The organism is Fibrobacter sp. UWB1 (genome assembly GCF_002210325.1).
GTDB lineage: Bacteria > Fibrobacterota > Fibrobacteria > Fibrobacterales > Fibrobacteraceae > Fibrobacter.
On sequence record NZ_MWQL01000008.1, the window covers coordinates 1 to 20570 of the forward strand.

A 20570-nucleotide genomic window follows, 5' to 3' on the forward strand; every position below is an offset into this window, starting at 1 on the left:
TTTTGTGGTCGCATTTGCGGCCGGTTTATTGTTAGAGGCGTTCCCTTCAATCCAAATTTCAGGATAAAAAAACGCACCTCGCCTTTCCTTAGACGAGATGCGTTCGGGCATTAATGTACCTAAGTTTTAGAAAAATGGCAAGGGGCGGAAGAAAATTTTACAATTCATAGACGACAGTTCAAGAAACATCTTCATAAAGCCTCCGTTCTAACCCACCTGTCCAAAAATGCCATCTGCTCGGCGGAGTGAAACCAGTGTTCGCCGCCCGCACATCACAGTCAACGGAACATCTTTCCGCACAGGTAAAGCGGTAAATGCAATGTTTCCGTTTGTCCGTCATTCGTCACGGCGATATTCTTTTGCGAAAGTACGAATCCTTTCTTAGGCGAGAACCTCTTGCAAAAGACTCCATAGCTCTTCGCTTTCGTGTGCTCTTCCGCCTTGACTTCGATCGGCATCAACTCGTTTTTAATTTCAATCAGAAAATCGAGTTCAGCCTTGTTCTCGGACCGCCAGAAATAAGGGTGCAGCCCCTGCTTCACAAGTTCATTCATTACATAGTTTTCCGTAAACGCACCCTTGAAAGTTGCGTACAGCGGTGTTTCTTCAAGAATCGTGCTGGCGTCAATTCCAGACTTCACGCGCAGTAACCCGACATCGCTCATATAGACCTTGAAAACCGTGCCGTTAGCATTGTTCGATAGCGGCAGTTCCGCGTTCGTCACACATTCCAGTTTGTGCAAAAGTCCCGCATTAAAAAGCCATTGCAGCGCATCTTCCAAATCAGCAGCACGCTTGCCCGCCTTCACATGCGAGAACATGAACTTGTTGTTGTCCTTTGCCAGTTGCTTGGGAACGGAATCCCAGATAAGCCCTAGTTTCGGAATATCCGATGGAGGAGCATGCTTTGAAAAATCGTCCCCATAATCCAAAAGAATGTTTTTCAGGATTCGGTCCACTTTTTCAAAATCATTTTCCTGTACAAACGACGCTACCGCAGCGGGCATACCGCCGACAACATAATAAAGTTTTAGATAATTCTGTAACGGAATGGTGTACATTTCCGGTAGCGCACGACGCAGGTCATAGTTCGAAAGACCTTCGAGCAAGGACCGGCCGTCATCAATCGCCATCAAGAATTCCTCAAAACTCATGGGGAACATCTGCAGGCGTTCCACCTTCCCCACGGGGAAAGAAATTTCCGACTTGCGGATAACCACTCCCAGGAGAGATCCAGCGGCAATCACATGAAGCCCGGAACGATCTTCGCAGAAATACTTGAGGCTCGTTATGGCCTTGGGGCACGCCTGGATTTCGTCGAAAAAGACAAGCGTTTTCCCATCCGTAATTTTCTGCTTAGAATAGCGCTCCAGTTCCATAACAATGCGAGTGACACCGAAATCGTACTCGAAGATGGACTGCAGGGCAGTATTTCCCTCGAAATTGAAATACGCCAGATTTTCAAAAAATCGGTTCCCAAAATCCTTGATTGCGTAGGTTTTTCCGCACTGACGCACCCCGGTCACCACCAGCGGCTTACGCCCTGGCTCAGACATCCATTCTATGAAATTTTTCAGTATTTCTCGTTCCACGCTCCAAAAACTACATTATTCATATCAATTTTGCAACAATTTCTGCATTTTTCGTACGAATAATGCAAATTCTTCCGCATTTTCCGCATTTTACCCTTCAAATTTCCAACCGCAGTCGTTGTGGTAAATCATCTGGCGGGTCATGCCGCCGTCGATGCAGATGTTTTCGCCGGTGATGAAGCCGGCTTTTTCGCTTGCGAGGTAAAGCACCATGTTCGCGATGTCCAAGGGGTTCCCGACGCGGCCTGCGGGCTGCTGCGTAGCATCAGGACCTTCGTAGGTTTTGAAATCCGTATCGATCCAGCCCGGCGAAATGGAATTCACGCGGACGCGGCCCGCAAAACTCACGGCAAGTGCATGGGTAAGGGCAGCAATTCCGCCCTTCGCCGCCGTATAGCTTTCCGTTTGCGGTTGGCTCATGCGGTCGCGACTCGAGGAAATGTTTATAATACTTGCACCCGGCCCAAAATGCGGCGCGAAAAGTTTCGCGAGGTAGAACGGGGCCGTCACGCCGACCGCCAGCGCGTAGCTGAATTCCTCGTAACTGCACTCGTCAATGCCCTTCATCAGCGGGAGCGCGTTGTTCACCAGCACATCCACGTGCCCATACTTTTCGATGACGAACTGCGCAAATTTTTCGAGGACTTCCTTCTTGGAAAGGTCCCCCACAAAGCAAGGATTCTCGCGGATGTCGATGTACGCGACTTTCGCACCCTCTTTCTCGAATTCACTCACGACGGTAGCGCCAATCCCGTGCGCCCCGCCCGTCACCACGACCACTTTATTTTCAAACGATTTCATGTAGGTAAATATACCTTTCTCACCGCAAAAAAGGTATTTTTAAAGCTATGGAACCAACAGAACCGTTATTCGCGATTATTGCAAAGATTGTACTTATTATCATTTTTGCCATTATTCCATTTGTATTTGGCATTTTTGTCAACATTTCCACCAAGCACCGCAAGGCATTTCTTATTGCAGGACGAGTCGTTTCAATTCTGTCGGCCATTTTTATTGCAGTGATTCTTACTGTCGGAACACTTTATGCCACAGAAGATTCATACGAAGTACGACCATTCTATATTTATGCATGCTACTTTTGTGGACTGACTATAGCATTCCTTCCTTTATCCACATTTTACTTCATCACATGCCAAAAGACAAAAAAACGAAAGGCATGTTATCTCACCATTTCATTTATCGCATTCTTCTTAATTCTATCAGGACTTGAATTTTTGTTCAATCGAGCTTATGGATTCGCATTTGAAACGGAACGCCAAGAACTTTCCATAAATGATTTCTACACGAACAATCCTGAGGCTGATAAAAATAGCGATATCAATCTTCACATTTTTATTCAAGATTGGGGTAGTAGCGGCAAATGCCTCATAGCGAATATATCCGTATATAAAGATTCCATCACACTAAAAACAGAAGAGAGTTGTTTTAGCGGGAACAACACATCAGAAACCAATTCATGTTATCGCAATGATTTGCCGCCAGACCTGGTCCAGGATATTATTGATGAAATCACCTATTACGAGCCAGAGATTGAATACAGTTGGGTCACGGACCTATGCTTGCATCCATCCTTATCTATTGAACTTGCTGACAATAAAAAAGCGACAGCAATAGAATTGAACCTTCCTGACCTTGACGGATTTCATCCCAACGCGCAGCGTATAGCAAAAAAAATTAACAATCTTATAGAAGATTCAAATGTCGACCCAACAAAGGGCTGTCGCAACAAATAATTCTTATGCTCCAGTTTTTCGACGTCACAAAGAAATCACCCTGGTTTCCGCAGGTCAAGGCGCTGTACGAATCGGCGTTTCCGGCCAACGAGCGCATCCCGATAAAGCATTTACTCGACGATAAAATCAAGCGGGAATTCTGGGCATTTTTCGACAAGGAGGAAGGCGAGAATCACGCTGAAGTCGGGAAAGAAATTGCCGCGACCCCCATGTTCTGCGGGTTTTCGAACTCCATCACGCACGGGAGCATCACGAACATCGTCTATTTCGCCGTTGTTTCTGAACTGCGCAGCCGCGGATACGGTTCGCAAATTCTACAAGCCATCCGCAAGCAGCACCCCGATACGCGCATGGTTGTTGATATCGAAGTCGAAGAAGACTCCAAGGACGCCGAAGAACTCGAACGCAGGAACCGCCGCCGCGATTTTTACCAACGCAACGGCTTTGACTCTTCCCCCGTCGATTACGTCTGGCAAGGCGAGCACTACCGCCTCCTCAGCGCAGGCGGCACCGTCACCGAAAAGGAATTCCGCGACTTCTGGAAAGAAATTTTGAAGAACGTCCCCGGAGCAAAGTACCCGTAAAAACTTATAACGACTCTTCGCACAATCTTTTCTCAATTTCCTCAATAGAGGGCATTGTACCTTCAACCTTTTCAGGGTAGAATTTTTCCAATTCATATTCCGAAATGCTGATAGGTTGCGTACTTGATTCCAGTGCGTACTGTGCCTGCACCTTGTCCTTTTCCTTGCAAATCAGCAGACCGATTGTCGGGTTGTCGCGCCCTTCCTTTTTAAGGATGTGATTGCATGCCACCATGTATCCGCCCAGTTGCCCAATATCGGCAAATTCAAAGCGTCCGATTTTCACCTCGACAACGACATAGCAAGAGAGATTCAGGTTGTAAAAAAGCAAATCCATGAATTTCTCCCTTTCGCCCACCATAATGCCATATTCTTTGCCGACATAGGCAAATCCCGTGCCCAATTCCACAAGAAAACGGGTAATGTTGTTCAGCAGACTATCTTTCAACAATTTTTCGTTGTAGCGGCCCGTAATACCCGTAAACGCGAAATTGTAAGGATCCTTCGTCAGTTCCTGGGCCAAATCGCTTGTTTCGGCGGGGAGAGTCCGTCCAAAATTCGTCAACGCCTTTCCCTGGCGCTCGTAAAGGTCACTTGAAAGCACATTCAAAAGGGACGAACGGCTCCAGCCATTTTCTACCGTCTGGCGGGCAAAAAACAGGGCCTTTTGTGGATTTTCCTTGAACTTGTCCATTAAGACAACATGATGCCCCCATGGGATGGAAAAGATGTCATGGGCAATTTGCTCAACAACTTGTTGAGTAATTGGAAAATCTTCCTTTTGTTCCCCGATCTTGGGTGCATTTTCCAAATAGGGGCGATACATAAGATAAAAGTTCTTCATGTACAGAATGTTCGTGGGAGAAAAACAAGTGGCACTGGGAATCTGAGCCTTTAAGTCTCGGCTCAGATTCTTCATGAAGCCGCTGCCCCATTTGCTTTCAGCCTGCTTGGTTACAATATCGCGCCCCAATTCCCAGTAGTAGCGCAACATTTCGCTATTTACCTTCACCGCCGCCTTGATCTGGCTCTTGCGATAACGGGAAGAAAGTTCCTTGACCCAGTGAATGTAATCCTTGTCCAAGATATTGATAGATTTTTTCGACATAGATATCCTCTTTAAAATGGTTGCACAACGGTGCGAATACACCGTAAAAAGACGCACTATACGCCCTTGCTTTTTTGCTTTGTAATGGAGTTTCCACGCCTTGCGTGGAATGGGATAATCTTGCGATTCTGTTGGCGGGGGCTTTCCCCGGCGTTACCTGTCACTCTTTCGAATGAACCCGAGTAGGGTATTTTCCTACCAGCTATCCAACAGGACCGTCAAGAAGGTTGATGGGCCCCGCCGCGAATGCACGTACGGACCAAATGGTCTATGTCGACTGTCGCGAGGATTATCGAATTACGATTGTAATATAAGTAAATGTGTATTCCCGGTCAAGGGGCACGCCGCTCGTTTCAAACCACCAGAGTTTCATCTTCTTCAAGAAATCCGCATCCAGTGGCCACCCTGAAGCATCGGGGATTACGGAATCCACGGCGCAATAGGGGCACAAAGCCGTCTGGCGACGAATCGCCAATTTAATCGACCCCCGCTCCACGGTTTGCCTGCTGAGCGTCACGGATAGGGAGTTCCTGGAAATCTACAGCCACTTCGGCAGCACCAGGGCTCCGAAAAAATGGCCCAAAAGTCAAGAATCTATCCAATTTTTCTGATTTTTTCAGAGTCAAAACGCTTGCGAGCCCGCATAAAATAAGGTATATTCAAAAAGTAGGTCTTATAGGTGCTCTTTTTGGGCAGAGGTAAAACACAATTCCGTTACATCTAAGAAGGAGTAACATTATGAAAAACCTTTTCGCTCTTCTCATAACAGCACTGGTTCTTATTGCCTGTGGCGAAGACCAGTCTACAGCTGCAGCTCCGGTCTATGACGAACCGGTAGCAAAAGTGGATACCTTGGTGATATCTAATACCGACACTATTTTTGTGTCGGAATTGGATACTATTTGGGTATCCAACACTGACACCTTAAGGGTGTCTTTAACTGATACTGTGTACGTTGACAAAACGGACACAATTACAGTTAAGGATATTATCACAATGGTCGATACTCTGTCTATTGTAGACACTATGTCGATCATCGATACCGTAACCGTCAAGGATACGGTAAGGGTGTTAGTAACCGACACCATTAAAATTACGGACACTGTGTCTATTGTAGATACGATGAAAGTAGTTGATACGGTGTTTGTTGTGTCGTCTAGTAGTTCCGAAGTCGTATCTTCTTCTAGCTCTGAAGAATCTTCATCTTCTATTGAAGAAATCTCCAGTAGCTCTGAAGCATCGTCTTCATCGATTGCTACAATCCGCGACACCATCTCTACATTTGTAGTAGATGGTGAAACATTTACAGTGTTTAGCAAGCACCTTGGTGGAGATCCTAAAGACCCGTATTATATAAATTACGGTTTAAAGTTTGATGATCTCTGCAAGGAGTTGGGTGGCACCAATGCTACTGTATCGGATATCTATAAGATATTTGATACAGCCGTAAGTGCAGCCAAGGATACCTCTAACATCTTCATCGGGGTTAGAAATAATCCCAAATTTGGCTATACGATGATTTGTACTGCTGACAGTACGCATTGTCGTACAGACAGAGAAGGAGTTGTTACTGTAAAGGAGTTCAGATGGATGGGACTCCAAGAAGCAGGTATAACTTATCACTCGACGTATAACACACTTTATGCTTGCAAACTGTAATGCATAAAGTGTAAAAATAAAAATAGGGTTGGACACCCTATTTTTTTTATTTAACTTCTTGGTATGTCTTACCATTATCTAGAGATTGCATATATTTCTTTCTAGATACTGTAATATCTGGCATGAAAATCTTTTTCCAGTCATTTCCAAGATGAATCCATTCAGCCTTTGTAGCAGGATTATATTCATAAATTACTTGACCAAAGCTTACTTGAAGGGTTTTATCCCAATACATAATCTTTGCAAAGATTTCCTTTAAAGAAAGTTTGCAATTTGTAATAATTACATCTGCTGCGCCTAATGTTGGCTTACAATCTAACTGTAATCCACAGAAATGGTCTGATGTCTTACTAGGATTGTATCCTTTAGCTTTTAGTCTATCATAATCTGCAGAGGTTCTCACACCAGATGTAATATTAATAGATACCTTCTTGCCTTCTACTGCATAAGGCTGAAGCTTATCACGAACTAATTGCAAGTTTTCAGCTAAAAGCTGAATGAGTGATTCCTGATATGGTGTAGGATCTGTTTTAATAAACTCAGAAAGCTTAAAGTTCGGGGTTAGTTGTTTGTCCGTCATTTTCTACCTTTTCTTTTGGAGGTTCGTAAGAGATTACTCGCTTAATCACTTTAAGCTTTCGTCTATTTTCATTTTCAAGGCTTTGAGTTGAAGAAGTATGAATAAGGAATTTCAGCTTATCTATATCTTCAGGCTGTAAGTATTCGGCATACTGCCTTACAAATTCTTGCCAGTTACCAGTTACTGAAGCTAAGGATACAGTAAGTTTTCCGGCATGTACCAATTCATGCACAGTTTCTGATAATGGTACTAGTCCTACTAAACCTTTATAGTGAACTTCTACAATTTCTTCAATAATTTTAAAACTAGATACATCAGACTTATTAGCTATAGCTTTGTCTACAATAATTCTAGCTATATCAAATAAAGTGAATGGATAGTGATGTAATTCTATTCTAGCAGATTCAGAATCTACGCCATTAAGTATCTTACAAGCTTGCATATCTGTATTTTCTCTAAGAAAATCTAGATCTTATAGGGGATCTTTATGAGCTGAGGTAAAACTATCCCTTTGAAAAAGTGGTATATTGTCCTAAAAGAGATTTATCTTGTTTAGTTAAGTCCTATAGGGATTCTTTAAAAGCCGAGGCAAGCAATGATAATCGCGATCAACAAAGATGAACCATGGTGGGAAAAGACGCACGCTTTCGCGAAAGATTGCCCATGGCTGCCGGGGCGTCGTTTAGCCGAGCGAATGTCAAAGAACGATTTCCTAGACTGGGAAAAAATTTTCATTGCTGTACACGGTGAAGATGCTGTCGGCTTTTGCGTTCTCGAGGAGAACGGGAACATTCCTCCGAAATTCAATTGCAGCCCCTTTATTAACCTCGTTTACGTTAGCGAAAAATTCCGGGGAGAGCGGCTATCCAAAAGCTTAATTGACGCAGCGCTTGATTACGCCCAAAGGCTCGGCTACAAAAAAGTTTATCTCAAAAGCGAGCACCACGGCCTATACGAAAAATACGGGTTCAAGAAGATTGCCGATTTCGAACCAACGGTCGGGCTTGCGAACCAACTGTTTGAAATAGAAATTTCAGTTTAACGTTAGCCTTTTAGCACTCATTCGTGGCAAAAAAATTTTTTGACTTTCCGCCCTTTTTAACCTATATTAAATGTATGAAATACGTAAAAATGGTTTTGAGGGTTCTGCTGGGCTTTTTTATATTCTTTCCGTGAAAGAAATCCTGAAGGATATTCCCGGAGCGAAGTACCCGTAAAATCTTATAGGGGCTCTTTATGTTATTATCTTTTCAAAACCCCCGATGAAGAGCGTCCTGAAAATATTCCTGTTAGCCCTGGTGTTCGCAGGGTTTGCCTTTGCCGAAGCACAAGACAGCGATGAGCCTTCGGTTTCCAAGTTCCGCGAACGGTTCTCGCTGCGTTTCTTGTGCGATTACAATTTCGTGGCTATCTGGAATTCCGCCTACAACAACTCGATGCTCAATTCGAACCGCCCGGTCGATGTGGGCATTGGCTTCGGTTATGACAGCCTGTTTACCACATTCGGAATTTCGTGGGACGTGTCCGCCGATTTCAAGTACAGCCTTCCTTTTACCACTTCAAAAGAAAAATCGGACACCCAGGCTTTCGAGACGGGACTTGACTTTTTCCCGGGAAACTGGTGGCTTGCGGCAAAGCTCCGCTTTTACAGCGGCTTTACCACGGAAGTCGAACGCGACGGCGAAAAGGAGCAGGAATTCATAGACCTCTGGTTTGCGGACATGTATTTTTCGATGCTCTGGATGGCGACTGCGAAAGGAAATTTCGCCCCCAGGAGTGCCTACTTTTTGGACAGACGTCAAAAAAAATCTGCCGGGAGCTTGATTATCGGCGGGCGCCTGCAACGAAACATTGCCGAAGACAACGACGGGGTTCTCGGCTACGAAAACGACAAGCGAGACATCACCTCCATCTGGGGTGACATCGGGTACACCTACACCTTCGTTTTCGGCAACGGATATTTCTGGAACCTCTGGGGCGTTGTAGGCATCGCGTACGGCCGCGAACACGCTAACGACGGCAACCTGCTATTGCCCGAATCGGACATAAAGACCGCCTTGGGCTACATTGGGGAAAAATGGGCTTGGAACATCGTTCTTAAATGCGGATACTCCGCCATTGCGTTTGGCGAACATCTGGAGCAAAAATACGTATCTGCCTTCGAAATCCTTATGGTACGCAGGTTCTAGCCGCACCCTGAGCACATCCAGTTCAGGGGCATGCGCATCGAAGACCTTTACCGTGACGCAACATTCACTGTAAATAAAAACGCCCCCGAAGAGAAGTTCATCAAGTTCTACCTGCAATGGGATCATAACTTCTGGGCAGCTAGGCAAGAAAAGATGAAAAACGGTAAAGTCAGCGGTCCCACCTTCAACAGCGAAAAGAAATACGGCACCATCAGGACTGTGAACGGCGAATCGTTCTAAAGGCGATTGTTTCGGGGATTTAACCCATTTCGCAATAACCTGTGACATTTAGCATGCGTTTTTGCATGTTGTTTTTTAGGTATTCTTTTTATCTGAAAAAAGAACTATTTTTGTTTTATAAGGGTCTCATTATGAGACCCAGTTATCTTTTTTCGACAAGAGGGGCCCTATGAAATCCAGATTTTTATTGACTGCAGGTTTTGCGCTCAGCATGTTTTTTGCGGCCTGCAGCGACGACAGCGCCAGTGCAAATCCAATTGACGCGGGCAAAGACGACGGCCAAATTGCAGACGAGCCCCCGTCTGACACAACCACGCATAAAAAGTCCTCCGTCGATACCGAAGACGGAGCTACCTTCGAAACAAAAGGCAACCCTTCCTATAGCGATTACGGCATAAGCGAATCTTACGAAGGCGGCATTCGCATGGTCGACGCCGTCTATACCGCAGAACCGACTTCTGTCATGGAGCCCGGAGGAGTCGCGGACATGACAGTTCTCGACGAGTACATTCCTGTAGACTACGCCCCCGGCGGAGGAGATGGCGGATTTAACGGCAAGACTTATGGTCTGCTCACGGCCTCCGAATGGAACGATTTGGACAATTGGAGTTCCTGGACAGAAATAATGTCTGGCGAATTTGCCTCCAAGGCAGACTACTGGGATTTTGACCCGCGCAATCTCGTAGCGGTACAAGTGGTAGACGAAAACGGCACCGGCATAGCCAACGTTTCGGTAAAGCTATTGAAAGGGGACAATGAGGTTTTCGCCACGAAGACCGATAACAAGGGATATGCCTACTGCTGGGTAAACCTGTTTAACGGTGGCACCGAAGAAGTCTTTAAAGATGAAGATTTTTCGTTGAAAATCAATGATGAAGTATCAGAGGCCCCCGTAAAGCTTACCTCTATCGGCAACGATTCGCTCAAAGTGAACGTGGTTACAAGCGACGCCAAGCAAGCCGACGCCAAGGCAGACATAGCCTTTATCGTTGACGCCACCGGTTCCATGGGCGACGAAATCCGATTCCTCCAATCGGACCTCAAATACATCATAGACCACGCTCATTCTGAAACCAAGGTCGCATTACGTACGGCAGTGGAATTCTACCGCGATGAGGAGGACGAATATATCATCCTGGGTAAGGATTTTTCCACAAACGTCGCCAACACCCAAGCATTCATCGATGAACAGTATGCTAATGGTGGTGGCGACTACCCCGAAGCAGTGCATACCGCGCTTGAAAACTCGCTGCAAAAATTCTCTTGGAACGAATCGGCCCGTGCACGCATCGCCTTCTTGATTCTTGACGCCCCCGCCCACCACCAGGACGACGTCATCGAAAGCCTCCAGAAATCGATAACCCTCTACGCCAAGCATGGCATCAAGCTTATTCCCGTAGCGGCAAGCGGCGTTGACAAGGATACAGAATCCATGTTGCGTTTCTTCGAGATTATCACGGGCGGCACCTACGTGTTCCTCACCGACGACAGCGGCATCGGCTATTCCCATCTCGAAGCCTCTGTTGGTGACACCAACGTGGAAAAACTCGCCGACCTGATGATTCGACTGATAAAAAAATACGTGGAATAACTAGAAATGAACAAAATCATTTTATCACTCTAAAAAAGCAAAAGGGCGGTCGAAAGGCCGCCCTCATTATTTTGTACGCTTGCAGTTTCACATAAAATAAAGTATATTCGGGGTGTTTAAAGATAAATAAAAAAGGAGAAACACAATGAGCGAAAGCAAGCCCCAGGACATGGATAAAATTTGGATGAAGAGAATCCGTAATCTGGCTGGCCTGATGGGAATGATCCTGCCTTGGGTTTCATTACTCGGCGCCATTCTCGTTGCTCGCACCGAGGGGTTTCCTGAAGGTTTCTGGGACCTTCTGTCCATCTCGGAGACCTACTATGTGACGCCTCCGCTGGTAGGAATCTTGACGACCGCAGCAGTCGTGCTGATGTGTTACAAAGGCTATAGCACCAAAGATCACGTCATTTCGGCCCTAGCAGGTCTATTCGGCTTGATGATCGTCCTGTTCCCTTGCAATTGTCCTGCAGCAAGCGACATTGTCGGATTTTTCCAGTTGCCCGTAAAGATTTCTAACATCATTCACTGCGCATCTGCAATCGCGTTCTTTTTGCTTTTGTCGTACATGAGCCTGTGCCAGTTTACTCAAGGTAAAGATGACACTCGCAACAAGCACATCAAAAACATCATCTTCAAGATTTGCGGCATCGGCATGCTGGCCTCGTTGGCCTTGATGGTCATTCCCGTCGAATTCTTCGCCAAGACGTTCATTGTTGAAGCAATCGCACTCACCTTTTTCGGTGTCAGCTGGCTTGTGAAAGGAGAATTTCTCGGTTTGTTGTCCGACGAAAAGTCTAATTGATGATTCTCCGGAAGCCTGATTTTTATGACCAGTTCAAATGCATTGCCTCGCGGTGCAGCGACACTTGTTGTGTCGGCTGGGAAATCGATATTGACGAGGCGACACAAGAGGTTTACCGCAAGGTGGCGGGAGCCTTTGGCGAGCGGCTCCGCGCAAATATTGAAGACGGGCATTTTAAATTACTCCCCCACGACCGTTGTCCGTTTTTAGACAAAGACAACCTTTGCGAAGTCTACCAGAATCTGGGCGAAGACGCACTTTGTGATATTTGCACCGAGCATCCGCGATTTGTCGAAGTCTATGGCGATATAATGGAGCGGGGGCTCGGGCTCTGCTGCGAAGAAGCCGCGCGCTTGCTGCTTGAAGGCGAAGGCCCGCTGACCTTTACCCGCGAAGAAAGCGACGAGCCCGAAGACGAATTGGATGACGACGACCGCGATGTCCGCGACCAGGTTCTTGGGGAGCGCGAATGGATGTTCGAAACGCTTGCCGACCAAGGCTTGCCTTTCGCCGAGAGACTGTATAAAGTTTTCGGCTACACGGGCGAGAATCCGTTTGCACCGTTTGAAAGCGCAAAAGCCATGTTTGAACTTTTGGCAAAGCTCGAAAGCTACGGCCCGGATTGGGACGCCGCTCTCGAGCGCATCAAAGCCCGAATAGACTCAAGCGAACCGATTGCAGACCAAGGGTTCTTTACCGAAAACGAAAGTTGCCGACTGCTCACCTACCTGATTTACCGGCATTACGCCAAGTGCCTTTTCGAAGGACGCGAACAGGGCAAGCGCCAATTTGCATTGTTCTTCTGGAACCTGGCCCGATTCTTTACCAAGGAACTTGCAGGCGATAATCCCGTCTTCTCACCTAACCCGCGGACCAACACAAAAATAAACGCGGTCAAGATTCTTTCGAAGCAACTGGAATACTGTCAAGAAATTATGGAAATCGTCGAGATTTCTCTGGACGAATAAAAGCTAGGCCGCCAGGCGGTCTTTATCCATCACGTGCTTACGCCATTTACCGCTCTTCCAGCGGAGCCAGAAAATAAGCGGTGCCGTACTATACACGGCAACGACCGTAATCCAGGCGTATTGAGGCGGCAGGTGAAAAATGTAGGCCGCCACGTACAAGGCACCCGCCACGCACCAGTTCATAATGGCACACGCGAACATGACCCACACGGTATCGCCCGCACCGCGAAGCGCACCCGCATAAATCACAAGCAGGACTTCCACAAAAATGTAGAAGGTCGCAATCCGCAACATGAATATGCTCATAGGCCGCGCTGCAGCGAAAATGGCAAGCGCCTCGGCAGAAGCTTCAGCGGCATCGGGTTTAAAGATATCCGTCAGTATGCCCGGCAAGAAGATAAAGATAACGCCCATCAGCAAGGAATATCCCCAGCCGAGTTTGAGGCCGGAATAAGTCGAACGCGATGCCGCGGCACCGTCGCGCGCACCCACGTAACGCCCCACGAGGCTCGTAGACGCCACTTCAAGGCCCATTAGCGGAACGTAGGCCACCATGTCCCAGTTGAACATGACCGAAGACGCCGTGGCCGCCTCGGGCCCGAGCGCATGGAACATGAGAATCAGGAGCTGGAACGCCGCCATGTTCAGGCACATTTCGACACCAGAGGGAATGCCCTTCTGCAAGAGTTCCTTGGTCAGGGGCCAACTGAATGCAAACGCATAACGGGTGCGGAAACGGTTGTGACAATTCTTGCCGAAGAATTTTGCGAACAAAATCACCGTCGAAACCAGGTTCCCAATCAAGGTGCCATAAGCAGCACCCGCCACGCCCAAAGCAGGAATCGGGCCAAAGCCGTAAATCAAGAAGAAGTTGCAGACGACATTCACGAGCATGCCCACGAAAGCAGCCTTCATCACGATCTTGGTTTCACCGATACCGCTAAAAAAACACGGAGCCGCATTGCGCACCAAGTTAATGATGCCGCCGAACATCAGAATGTTAAAGTAGGTCTTTTGATACTGCAGCTGGTCTGCCGGCAAGTGTTCCATTCCAAAAACCAAATGCCCCAGCGGAATCGTGAGGTACAAAAGCGGGACCGAAATAAGCGACAGGTAAACCGCCTGCATAAACACGCGGGCGCAATCCCAGCGCTTTTTGCCACCCAAACGCTGCGCCACCATAGCGGTCGTGTAACTGATGGCACCGGTAAAGAACATGGTAAGTGCAAGCTGCACCGCACCCGCCCCAAGCGCCGCATTCATTTCGGCTGGGCCTAGCTTCGAAAGGAACAGGCGGTCGATAAATGTCATGATTGTGTCGAAAGACATCGACATGAGCATGGGAAGTGCCACTACGAGCACATCCTTTACATCACCGTTTTTCTTGAATTTAGACGGTCTGTAGAACTTATTGAGTATCGCGTCGACCATATTGGGCGACAAATATAGAAATTTTTGCTTATATTTATACAATCGATCTAAGGAGGATTGAATATGAAACGGCTAGGTTTAGCGACAGCTGCTATTTCGCTTACCCTTTTTGCATGCAGCGACTCATCATCAGACGCTTCATCGGCGCATTTGCCCCAGCTAGCCATGGACTTGGCAGAACTGCAAAGCCTGGAATGCAGCGAAGACACCAAAGGCTCAGTCGTAACTGTCGGCGAAACCTTGACAAAGTTCAAATGCGATGGCGAAACCTGGGTCAGTTTGTACGCCCCTGAAGACAATAGCAGTTCCAGCAAAAAGGAATCTTCCTCATCCCAGCCGACTTCTTCTGAGCAATCCAGCCCATTCAATCAGGGTTCATCCTCCAGCAGCAACGTAACATCTTCTAGTTCCGAAGAGTCCGTTACAACCTCTTCAGACGCAAAATCGTCTTCGTCCATAGCCTCCTCCTCTTCTGAAGAATCCTCTTCGTCCGAAAAATCTTCCTCTTCTGAAGAGCAACCCGCAAAGGATACACTCAAATACAGTTTCGGAATCTTGACCGACCCGCGAGACAACAAAGAATACCGGATCTTAACCATTGACACCTTGACCTGGATGATTGAAGGTTTACGATTCTCTGATTCCACTGCGGTTCCCTCGCTTAAGGGCAAAACAGAATGTACAGAAGAGCTATGTCTGTACACATGGGCCGCCGCCATGGATTCCATCAATACAGGATGCGGCAACAACAACGTGTGCCCAGCGCGACACTATCAAGGCATTTGTCCTAGCGGTTGGCGGTTGCCCCTCTTTAACGACTGGGAAGCCCTTTTCAACACCGTCAAAACGGAAAATGACAGTGCATACAGCCTTTTGCTCAACAAGTACGATTTCTGGGGAACCATGCCCGACACTAATTCAACAACCAAACATCTTTTCTGGCTATCAAACTCCGTCAACGGCTCCACGCAAGCCCCTCAGGTTATCTGCAAAAACTATCCTCAATACTACTATTACACAAATGAATACTACGACAAGGACTACCCCTCTGCAGTCCGCTGCGTAAAGGACTAAACCCACAAGCAAAAGGAAATACTCATGAAAACCATTACCAAACTTTCTCTCGCTTGTGCACCCCTTCTTTTAACTTCGTGCGGAGATTCTAGCAGTGAAAGCTCTTCTCCCGCCAACGCCAACTCACCCATTTCTGTTTTTACCGTTGAAGAACTGAACCAATATTCTTGCAACAAGTCGCAAGAAAACACCGTTGTCTATATCGAAGAAGACGATTCTTACCATACTTGCCTCAACGAGAATGATTCCTGGAAATGGGTTTCGGACAAGACTGATTCTGACGTTTCAAGTTCTTCAGTCAAGTCGAGTTCCAGCAGCAAAAAACAATCCAGCTCTTCTACCGAATCAAGTTCTAGCAACCAAACATCACCGAGCTCCGCTGTCGCCTCCAGTTCTAGCGCCAAATCAAGCTCCAGCGATCAGTCGAGCTCCAGCAGCCAGGCAAAGTCAAGTTCTTCGGTGAAATCCAGTTCCTCGATTCAATCCAGTTCTTCTGAACCGATAGACCCATCCGGTTCCCGCTTCGGGCTCCTTAAAGATTCCCGCGACGGGCAATATTACAAGACAGTCACCATTGGCACTCAGACATGGATGGCCCAGAACCTGAATTACAATTACACCAACTATTATCCCGAGACCGATGTAATCCAACCCAACAATTGGTGTGGCGGCATAGGCGTTCAGGGAAACAAGCACGGAGACTGCGCCAAATTCGGAAGGCTCTACACCTATCCGGCTGCAACGGATTCTGCAAACCTTTTCAATACAGCGCCCGAAGAATGTCCAGACTATTTCAGTATCAGCTGCCGTGGCCAAGGAATCTGCCCCGACGGTTGGCACATTCCCTCTTATAATGAGTGGAGAATTCTTGGAAAAACGGCAAATATCGAAGGCGACACCTCGGGTTTCGACCCCTACGAATATGCCCCTAAGCACCTTTTGGACAAATCCGGAATATGGGACACCTCTATGCCTCTAGACAATTATTTCAGGTTCAATGCCGTGCCCTCGGGATACATTTTAGAAGGATCCTCCCTTGCGAAAAGTGCAATCTTTTGGGTTTGGAATCAAGAGAAATCTTACTCCCGTTCTAAGGACATTGCGGATTTGGCCCCCGGACATTATTCACTCACATACGCAAGCAACTCAGCAAGCTACGCCGCCGCCATTCGCTGCATAAAGGATGAAGTCGAAAGCGACCCTGCCAATCTTTCTGCAACCGTGATTGAGCCCCCCGCCTATACGATTGATCTTGGCCCGGTCATCAAGGAACCGACAAACCAACCGGCAAGTACGTACTTAAACCCTGACATTACATATGGCGAATTCACGGATGACCGAGACGGACAAGTTTACAAGACCGTGGTCATCGGAAACCAAACCTGGATGGCACAAAATCTGAATTACAAGATCAATCCCGGAATTCAAAGCTGGTGCGGTGGCGGAAGCATCTACAAAGAAGGAGACTGCGCCACTTACGGGAGACTTTACACCTGGGCCGGAATGAAGAACAAGTCCGAATCGGAATGTGGTTTGGAGTACGATTGCAAGGATAAGACGACACAAGGAGTCTGTCCCGAAAGTTGGGAAGTTCCTTCGGTAGACGATTTTAAGACGCTTGTAAAGAACCTTGCATCGGTCACCTCCATTGCCTCGGGAAAAGCGCTCAAGGCGAATTCGGATCTTTGGTACGAATACGGCAAGGGAGCCGACTTTGCAGGATTTGCTGCCCTTCCGGCCGGTATAAATCGATCTGTCTTTTACCAAACAAATGAAACTGCATTCTTCTGGACGAACGAGCAACAAGATGATTTGTTTGTCACAGCAGTATTCCTTCGCGGTCAATACGATAGGCTGGACATCGATTCGAGTTTTGTAAAAGATAAAGCCATCTCCATTAGGTGTATCAAGAAGGAATCTCAGAATCCCTAACCAAGCAAAAGTTTCTATCGAGCAACACTTTCAAGTTTCTTTTTTAAGGTTGAAAGGACTTCTTTCTTTTCGGTATCAGGGCGAACCTGGAGGCTACCTGTATACAGGGCATCGACAAGCCCGTTTGAAAGCGCTTCGGATGCCTTGCCCTGGTCGCCCAACTTTTTTACCTGGAGTTGGATTCCTTCGCTAGAAAGCGAAGCCGACACTTTTTTCAACGTTGATTCATCTTCTGCGTTTACGACGCCCACCGTCACGGTCACTGCCGTCACTTCTTTTTTGAGGGTTGCATGCTTACGGGCGCAACAGTCAAATCGAGCCGCAGCAAAAGAACTTAATAAAGCACATAATAAAAGTATTTTCTTCACAGTCCCCCCTAGAAATCGAACATAACTTCGACGCCGAATATCAAAGAAGGATCGTTTTTATTGCCTTCGGACGGCCAATCTTTATCGTCAGGGATATCGGCAAGAACCATCGAGATAATATTTATTTTGTAACCGGGAACATTAAAGTAGAACCGTCCACCGACGCGCCACGATTGCAAATCTTCATCTTTGTCTAAAGTATTCGTATGGTATTCAAGAGGGATACCGATACTTAAGGATTCCAGCAAGGCTACGCTCGGTTCTACCGCTACAAAAAAGTATTCCGGACGAGTCGTCATTTCCAAGAATGTACGTTCCGGGTCATCGATAACCGCATAGAACAGAGAACCTATGATGCAAAATCTCGAAAATTCAAACGACGGTTCAGCCAAGAATACATGATTCGATACCGCATCATCGCTAGCCAAGAAGACCGAATGAAAGCCGTATAGTCCATGCAAGGCAAAATGTTCCGACGAAAGCGAAATATCTAGCCCAGCATAAAGTTCATTAAAATCCTTTCGCTGATAGCTTTTGTAATCGGCATAAGGGCGAAATACCTGGCCTGCAATTTCAAGATCGTAAGCGGCATGAATTTCGTACGTAAGGCCTTCTTTGCAATCCATTCCCATGTATTCGCCGAACATATAGTGATAATAGCAACTTTGGTCATTGCTTCCGCTACCAAAGCCGGCATCGAGTTGCAAGCCATTCCACAAGAATTCAACGCCGCGAATAGACTTTTGCCTTATGCCCGCAGCATCGTCCCGAGGGTCGCCAAAATCATAATAATTTTTGAACAGACCTTCGAAATAATTTAAATCACCAATACGAAAAGCCAAGTGTTCAGAAGGCGCATATTGAACATAAGCTCCGTTAAAAACGACAGTCGGGTGCACAGGATCCATGGTCGCATCATCGCCCATATCCATGCCTTCCATCTCTTCCATTCCATCCATCGCCATTCCCATAGCCTCAATTTCGAGCCATGCAGACCAACGATCGTTAAAACGGACATCAAAATCCAAGTCTAGCATAGATTCATAACGATGCACGACGTTTGATTCATCGGTATTCCAGTCGGCATAAGCGTGAACCATGATCATTCCCGAAAGGTCCAGCTTAGGACGCTCAAAGGCAAGCGATAAACCGACTAATAGAAGGACATATAGTAATATTCGTTTATTCATACAAATAAATTCTGGCACCCATCACTTACAAGATTACTTTTTCAAACTCTTAATAAATTCGTCGATATAACCCGTTACCGTTTTCACGTCTTCGGCAGAGCCCCAATGGGTATTGTGGTCGGCACCTTCGACTTCGTGGAACACGACGCTTTTTGCCTTAGAAAGTCCCTTTTGCAAAGTCTTCTGAGATTCGCTGTCGAACAAGGCATCTTTAGTACCCCATATGATTTGAACATCGGTCGCAATCGAAGAAAGGCGCTTGGTATTATCAATTTTCAAAAGATTCTTGACCAAGTATTTCCACACATAGTAGGGAACTTGTTTCAAGTGTTCCAGATTGGCGGCCTGAAAATCCTTATCCGGATTCGTGCTGTAGCCCCACGCCTGAATAAAGCTCTCGGGGAGTTTCTGGGTCGAATCGTATGCATAAATGCCATCGAACGATTCGTCGTCGGTACCGTTCACAAGCCAATCCAGCGTGGCATTTTTCTTGTCGACCGAAGCGCCCGAGCCAATCAAGGTGATTGAAGAAACAATTTCTGCGTTCGTGATGGATAATTCCTGAGCAATAAAGGCTCCAAGCGAATGTCCCACAATGTGAACTTTTTTCAGGCCAAGTTTTTCGACAAAGGCTGCTATATCGCTTGCAAGTTCAGCAACGGAATACGAAGATTCATCAATCGGCTTGTCCGTTTTTCCGTTGCCGCGGTATTCGGGTACATAAACGCGATAGCCTTTTTTGGCAAGCGACGGTGCCACCTGCGACCAAGAAACTCGACCATCGGTAAGTCCGTGAATCAATACGACCGGAGTTCCCTTTTCATCACCCGTCACTGTATAGGCCAAATGTATTCCCGTTGCAAGGTCAACCGATTTTTCTGTCCAGTCGACATTCTGGAATTCGGCAAAGCTCTTTGTCGTAAAGGTATTGTTCTTGCCCATAAAATGATGCCCGTTCACCTGAGCTTCATCTTCAAAAGCATAGACATCCGTATTGCTGCTCCCCACATGAACAACATCGGCACTTCCAGAAAAATCGACACGGCCAGAACGCTTGATGAGCAAATTTCCGGTCACCTTGACATTCTTTAGGACCGTTGCACCTGGCGTTGTCGTAGAAACCGTCAGTACCCCATTGATTGTTGTATCTTGCAAGAAAATGAATCCATCCTGGATATCTTCATCTCCAAGCGTCAGGTCACCGGCGCTAGGTTCTTCCATGTGATGGCCATGGTGCTCTTCGTGGGAAGTTTCTTCTTCGTGAGAAGATTTTTCTTCGGGGGCGCTACTTGAGTCATCAGAGCAAGCGGCAAAGAAAAGTGTAGAAGCAAGAATTGCTGCCGAGAATAAAGCGAAATTATTATGAATTGTCATTGAAGCCTCCGTTTGTATTCGTTTTAAATCGGGCTCAATATTAGATTTTACGGAGGTTTACGTCCAATACTATTTTTTCATGGCAATTGATAGCTTTTTTCTATAACAAGTTCATTTTATCGTGAGCAAAC

At 46.7% G+C, this 20570-nt stretch carries 21 protein-coding genes; 11 read left to right on the forward strand and 10 right to left on the reverse strand.

Translation table 11 applies throughout. From position 1 onward, the window contains the following. Positions 1-278: 278 nt before the first annotated feature. The gene (locus B7988_RS07615) at positions 279-1556 is read right to left on the reverse strand and encodes an ATP-binding protein (RefSeq protein ID WP_088657455.1); all 1278 of its coding nucleotides are present in this window, start codon (positions 1554-1556) and stop codon (positions 279-281) included. 126 nt (positions 1557-1682) lie between these two features. Beyond that, on the reverse strand, positions 1683-2393 hold the full coding sequence (locus B7988_RS07620; protein WP_088657456.1) for an SDR family oxidoreductase: 711 nt from the start codon (positions 2391-2393) through the stop codon (positions 1683-1685). A 47-nt stretch (positions 2394-2440) separates the two neighbouring features. Between B7988_RS07620 and B7988_RS07625 the strand changes: the two genes are divergently transcribed. Both B7988_RS07625 and B7988_RS07630 read left to right on the forward strand, forming a co-directional pair. Beyond that, the gene (locus B7988_RS07625) at positions 2441-3346 is read left to right on the forward strand and encodes a hypothetical protein (protein ID WP_088657457.1); all 906 of its coding nucleotides are present in this window, start codon (positions 2441-2443) and stop codon (positions 3344-3346) included. A 5-nt stretch (positions 3347-3351) separates the two neighbouring features. After that, complete coding sequence (locus B7988_RS07630) at positions 3352-3930, forward strand: GNAT family N-acetyltransferase (protein WP_088657458.1); 579 nt, start codon at positions 3352-3354, stop codon at positions 3928-3930. Between the two features lie 4 nt (positions 3931-3934). Here B7988_RS07630 and B7988_RS07635 read toward each other — a convergent pair whose 3' ends face one another. Both B7988_RS07635 and B7988_RS15165 read right to left on the reverse strand, forming a co-directional pair. Continuing rightward, positions 3935-5038, reverse strand: a complete 1104-nt coding sequence (locus B7988_RS07635; protein ID WP_088657459.1) for a PDDEXK nuclease domain-containing protein — start codon at positions 5036-5038, stop codon at positions 3935-3937. A gap of 289 nt (positions 5039-5327) precedes the next feature. Next, on the reverse strand, positions 5328-5513 hold the full coding sequence (locus B7988_RS15165; RefSeq protein WP_212668304.1) for a hypothetical protein: 186 nt from the start codon (positions 5511-5513) through the stop codon (positions 5328-5330). A 263-nt stretch (positions 5514-5776) separates the two neighbouring features. On the opposite strand from B7988_RS15165, the gene B7988_RS07645 reads away from it, so the two are divergent. Continuing rightward, complete coding sequence (locus B7988_RS07645) at positions 5777-6697, forward strand: hypothetical protein (protein ID WP_088657460.1); 921 nt, start codon at positions 5777-5779, stop codon at positions 6695-6697. A gap of 46 nt (positions 6698-6743) precedes the next feature. On the opposite strand, the gene B7988_RS07650 is transcribed toward B7988_RS07645, so the two are convergent. Together B7988_RS07650 and B7988_RS07655 are read right to left on the reverse strand one after the other, a co-directional pair. Next, complete coding sequence (locus B7988_RS07650) at positions 6744-7277, reverse strand: hypothetical protein (protein ID WP_088657461.1); 534 nt, start codon at positions 7275-7277, stop codon at positions 6744-6746. Continuing rightward, positions 7246-7719 carry a hypothetical protein gene (locus B7988_RS07655; protein ID WP_088657462.1) on the reverse strand — a complete coding sequence of 158 codons (474 nt, stop codon included), beginning with the start codon at positions 7717-7719 and terminating at the stop codon, positions 7246-7248. Before B7988_RS07655 ends, B7988_RS07650 begins: the two co-directional genes overlap by 32 nt. A 153-nt stretch (positions 7720-7872) precedes the next feature. On the opposite strand from B7988_RS07655, the gene B7988_RS07660 reads away from it, so the two are divergent. The 6 genes from B7988_RS07660 (at position 7873) to fliB (ending at position 13070) form a co-directional block, all read left to right on the forward strand. Continuing rightward, a complete protein-coding gene (locus tag B7988_RS07660) occupies positions 7873-8319 on the forward strand; it encodes a GNAT family N-acetyltransferase (RefSeq protein ID WP_088657463.1) in 447 nt (148 codons plus the stop codon). Positions 8320-8539: 220 nt separating this feature from the next. Continuing rightward, complete coding sequence (locus B7988_RS07665) at positions 8540-9466, forward strand: DUF4421 family protein (RefSeq protein WP_088657464.1); 927 nt, start codon at positions 8540-8542, stop codon at positions 9464-9466. A 30-nt stretch (positions 9467-9496) separates the two neighbouring features. Then, complete coding sequence (locus B7988_RS07670; RefSeq protein WP_088657465.1) at positions 9497-9706, forward strand: hypothetical protein; 210 nt, start codon at positions 9497-9499, stop codon at positions 9704-9706. A gap of 169 nt (positions 9707-9875) precedes the next feature. Then, positions 9876-11297: a vWA domain-containing protein gene (locus tag B7988_RS07675; RefSeq protein ID WP_088657466.1), complete on the forward strand. Its 1422-nt coding sequence runs from the start codon at positions 9876-9878 to the stop codon at positions 11295-11297. 145 nt (positions 11298-11442) lie between these two features. After that, positions 11443-12102, forward strand: a complete 660-nt coding sequence (locus tag B7988_RS07680) for a hypothetical protein (protein WP_088657467.1) — start codon at positions 11443-11445, stop codon at positions 12100-12102. Further along, complete coding sequence (fliB, locus tag B7988_RS07685) at positions 12102-13070, forward strand: flagellin lysine-N-methylase (protein ID WP_088657468.1); 969 nt, start codon at positions 12102-12104, stop codon at positions 13068-13070. Before B7988_RS07680 ends, fliB begins: the two co-directional genes overlap by 1 nt. Before the next feature lie 3 nt (positions 13071-13073). Here the strand turns inward: fliB and B7988_RS07690 are convergent, their stop codons facing one another. Continuing rightward, positions 13074-14501, reverse strand: coding sequence for an MATE family efflux transporter (locus B7988_RS07690; RefSeq protein WP_088657469.1), 1428 nt, complete (start codon positions 14499-14501; stop codon positions 13074-13076). Between the two features lie 63 nt (positions 14502-14564). On the opposite strand from B7988_RS07690, the gene B7988_RS07695 reads away from it, so the two are divergent. Both B7988_RS07695 and B7988_RS07700 read left to right on the forward strand, forming a co-directional pair. Then, the gene (locus B7988_RS07695; RefSeq protein ID WP_141225599.1) at positions 14565-15575 is read left to right on the forward strand and encodes an FISUMP domain-containing protein; all 1011 of its coding nucleotides are present in this window, start codon (positions 14565-14567) and stop codon (positions 15573-15575) included. 24 nt (positions 15576-15599) lie between these two features. Beyond that, positions 15600-17507: an FISUMP domain-containing protein gene (locus tag B7988_RS07700; protein ID WP_088657471.1), complete on the forward strand. Its 1908-nt coding sequence runs from the start codon at positions 15600-15602 to the stop codon at positions 17505-17507. Positions 17508-17521: 14 nt separating this feature from the next. On the opposite strand, the gene B7988_RS07705 is transcribed toward B7988_RS07700, so the two are convergent. The 3 genes from B7988_RS07705 to B7988_RS07715 form a co-directional block, all read right to left on the reverse strand. Beyond that, positions 17522-17875: a MetQ/NlpA family ABC transporter substrate-binding protein gene (locus B7988_RS07705; protein ID WP_088657472.1), complete on the reverse strand. Its 354-nt coding sequence runs from the start codon at positions 17873-17875 to the stop codon at positions 17522-17524. 8 nt (positions 17876-17883) lie between these two features. Further along, positions 17884-18981, reverse strand: coding sequence for a hypothetical protein (locus B7988_RS07710; protein ID WP_249268904.1), 1098 nt, complete (start codon positions 18979-18981; stop codon positions 17884-17886). A gap of 117 nt (positions 18982-19098) precedes the next feature. After that, positions 19099-20439 (reverse strand): alpha/beta hydrolase, encoded by a 1341-nt coding sequence (locus tag B7988_RS07715; RefSeq protein ID WP_088657474.1) that lies wholly within the window; start codon positions 20437-20439, stop codon positions 19099-19101. Between the last annotated feature and the right edge of the window lie 131 nt (positions 20440-20570).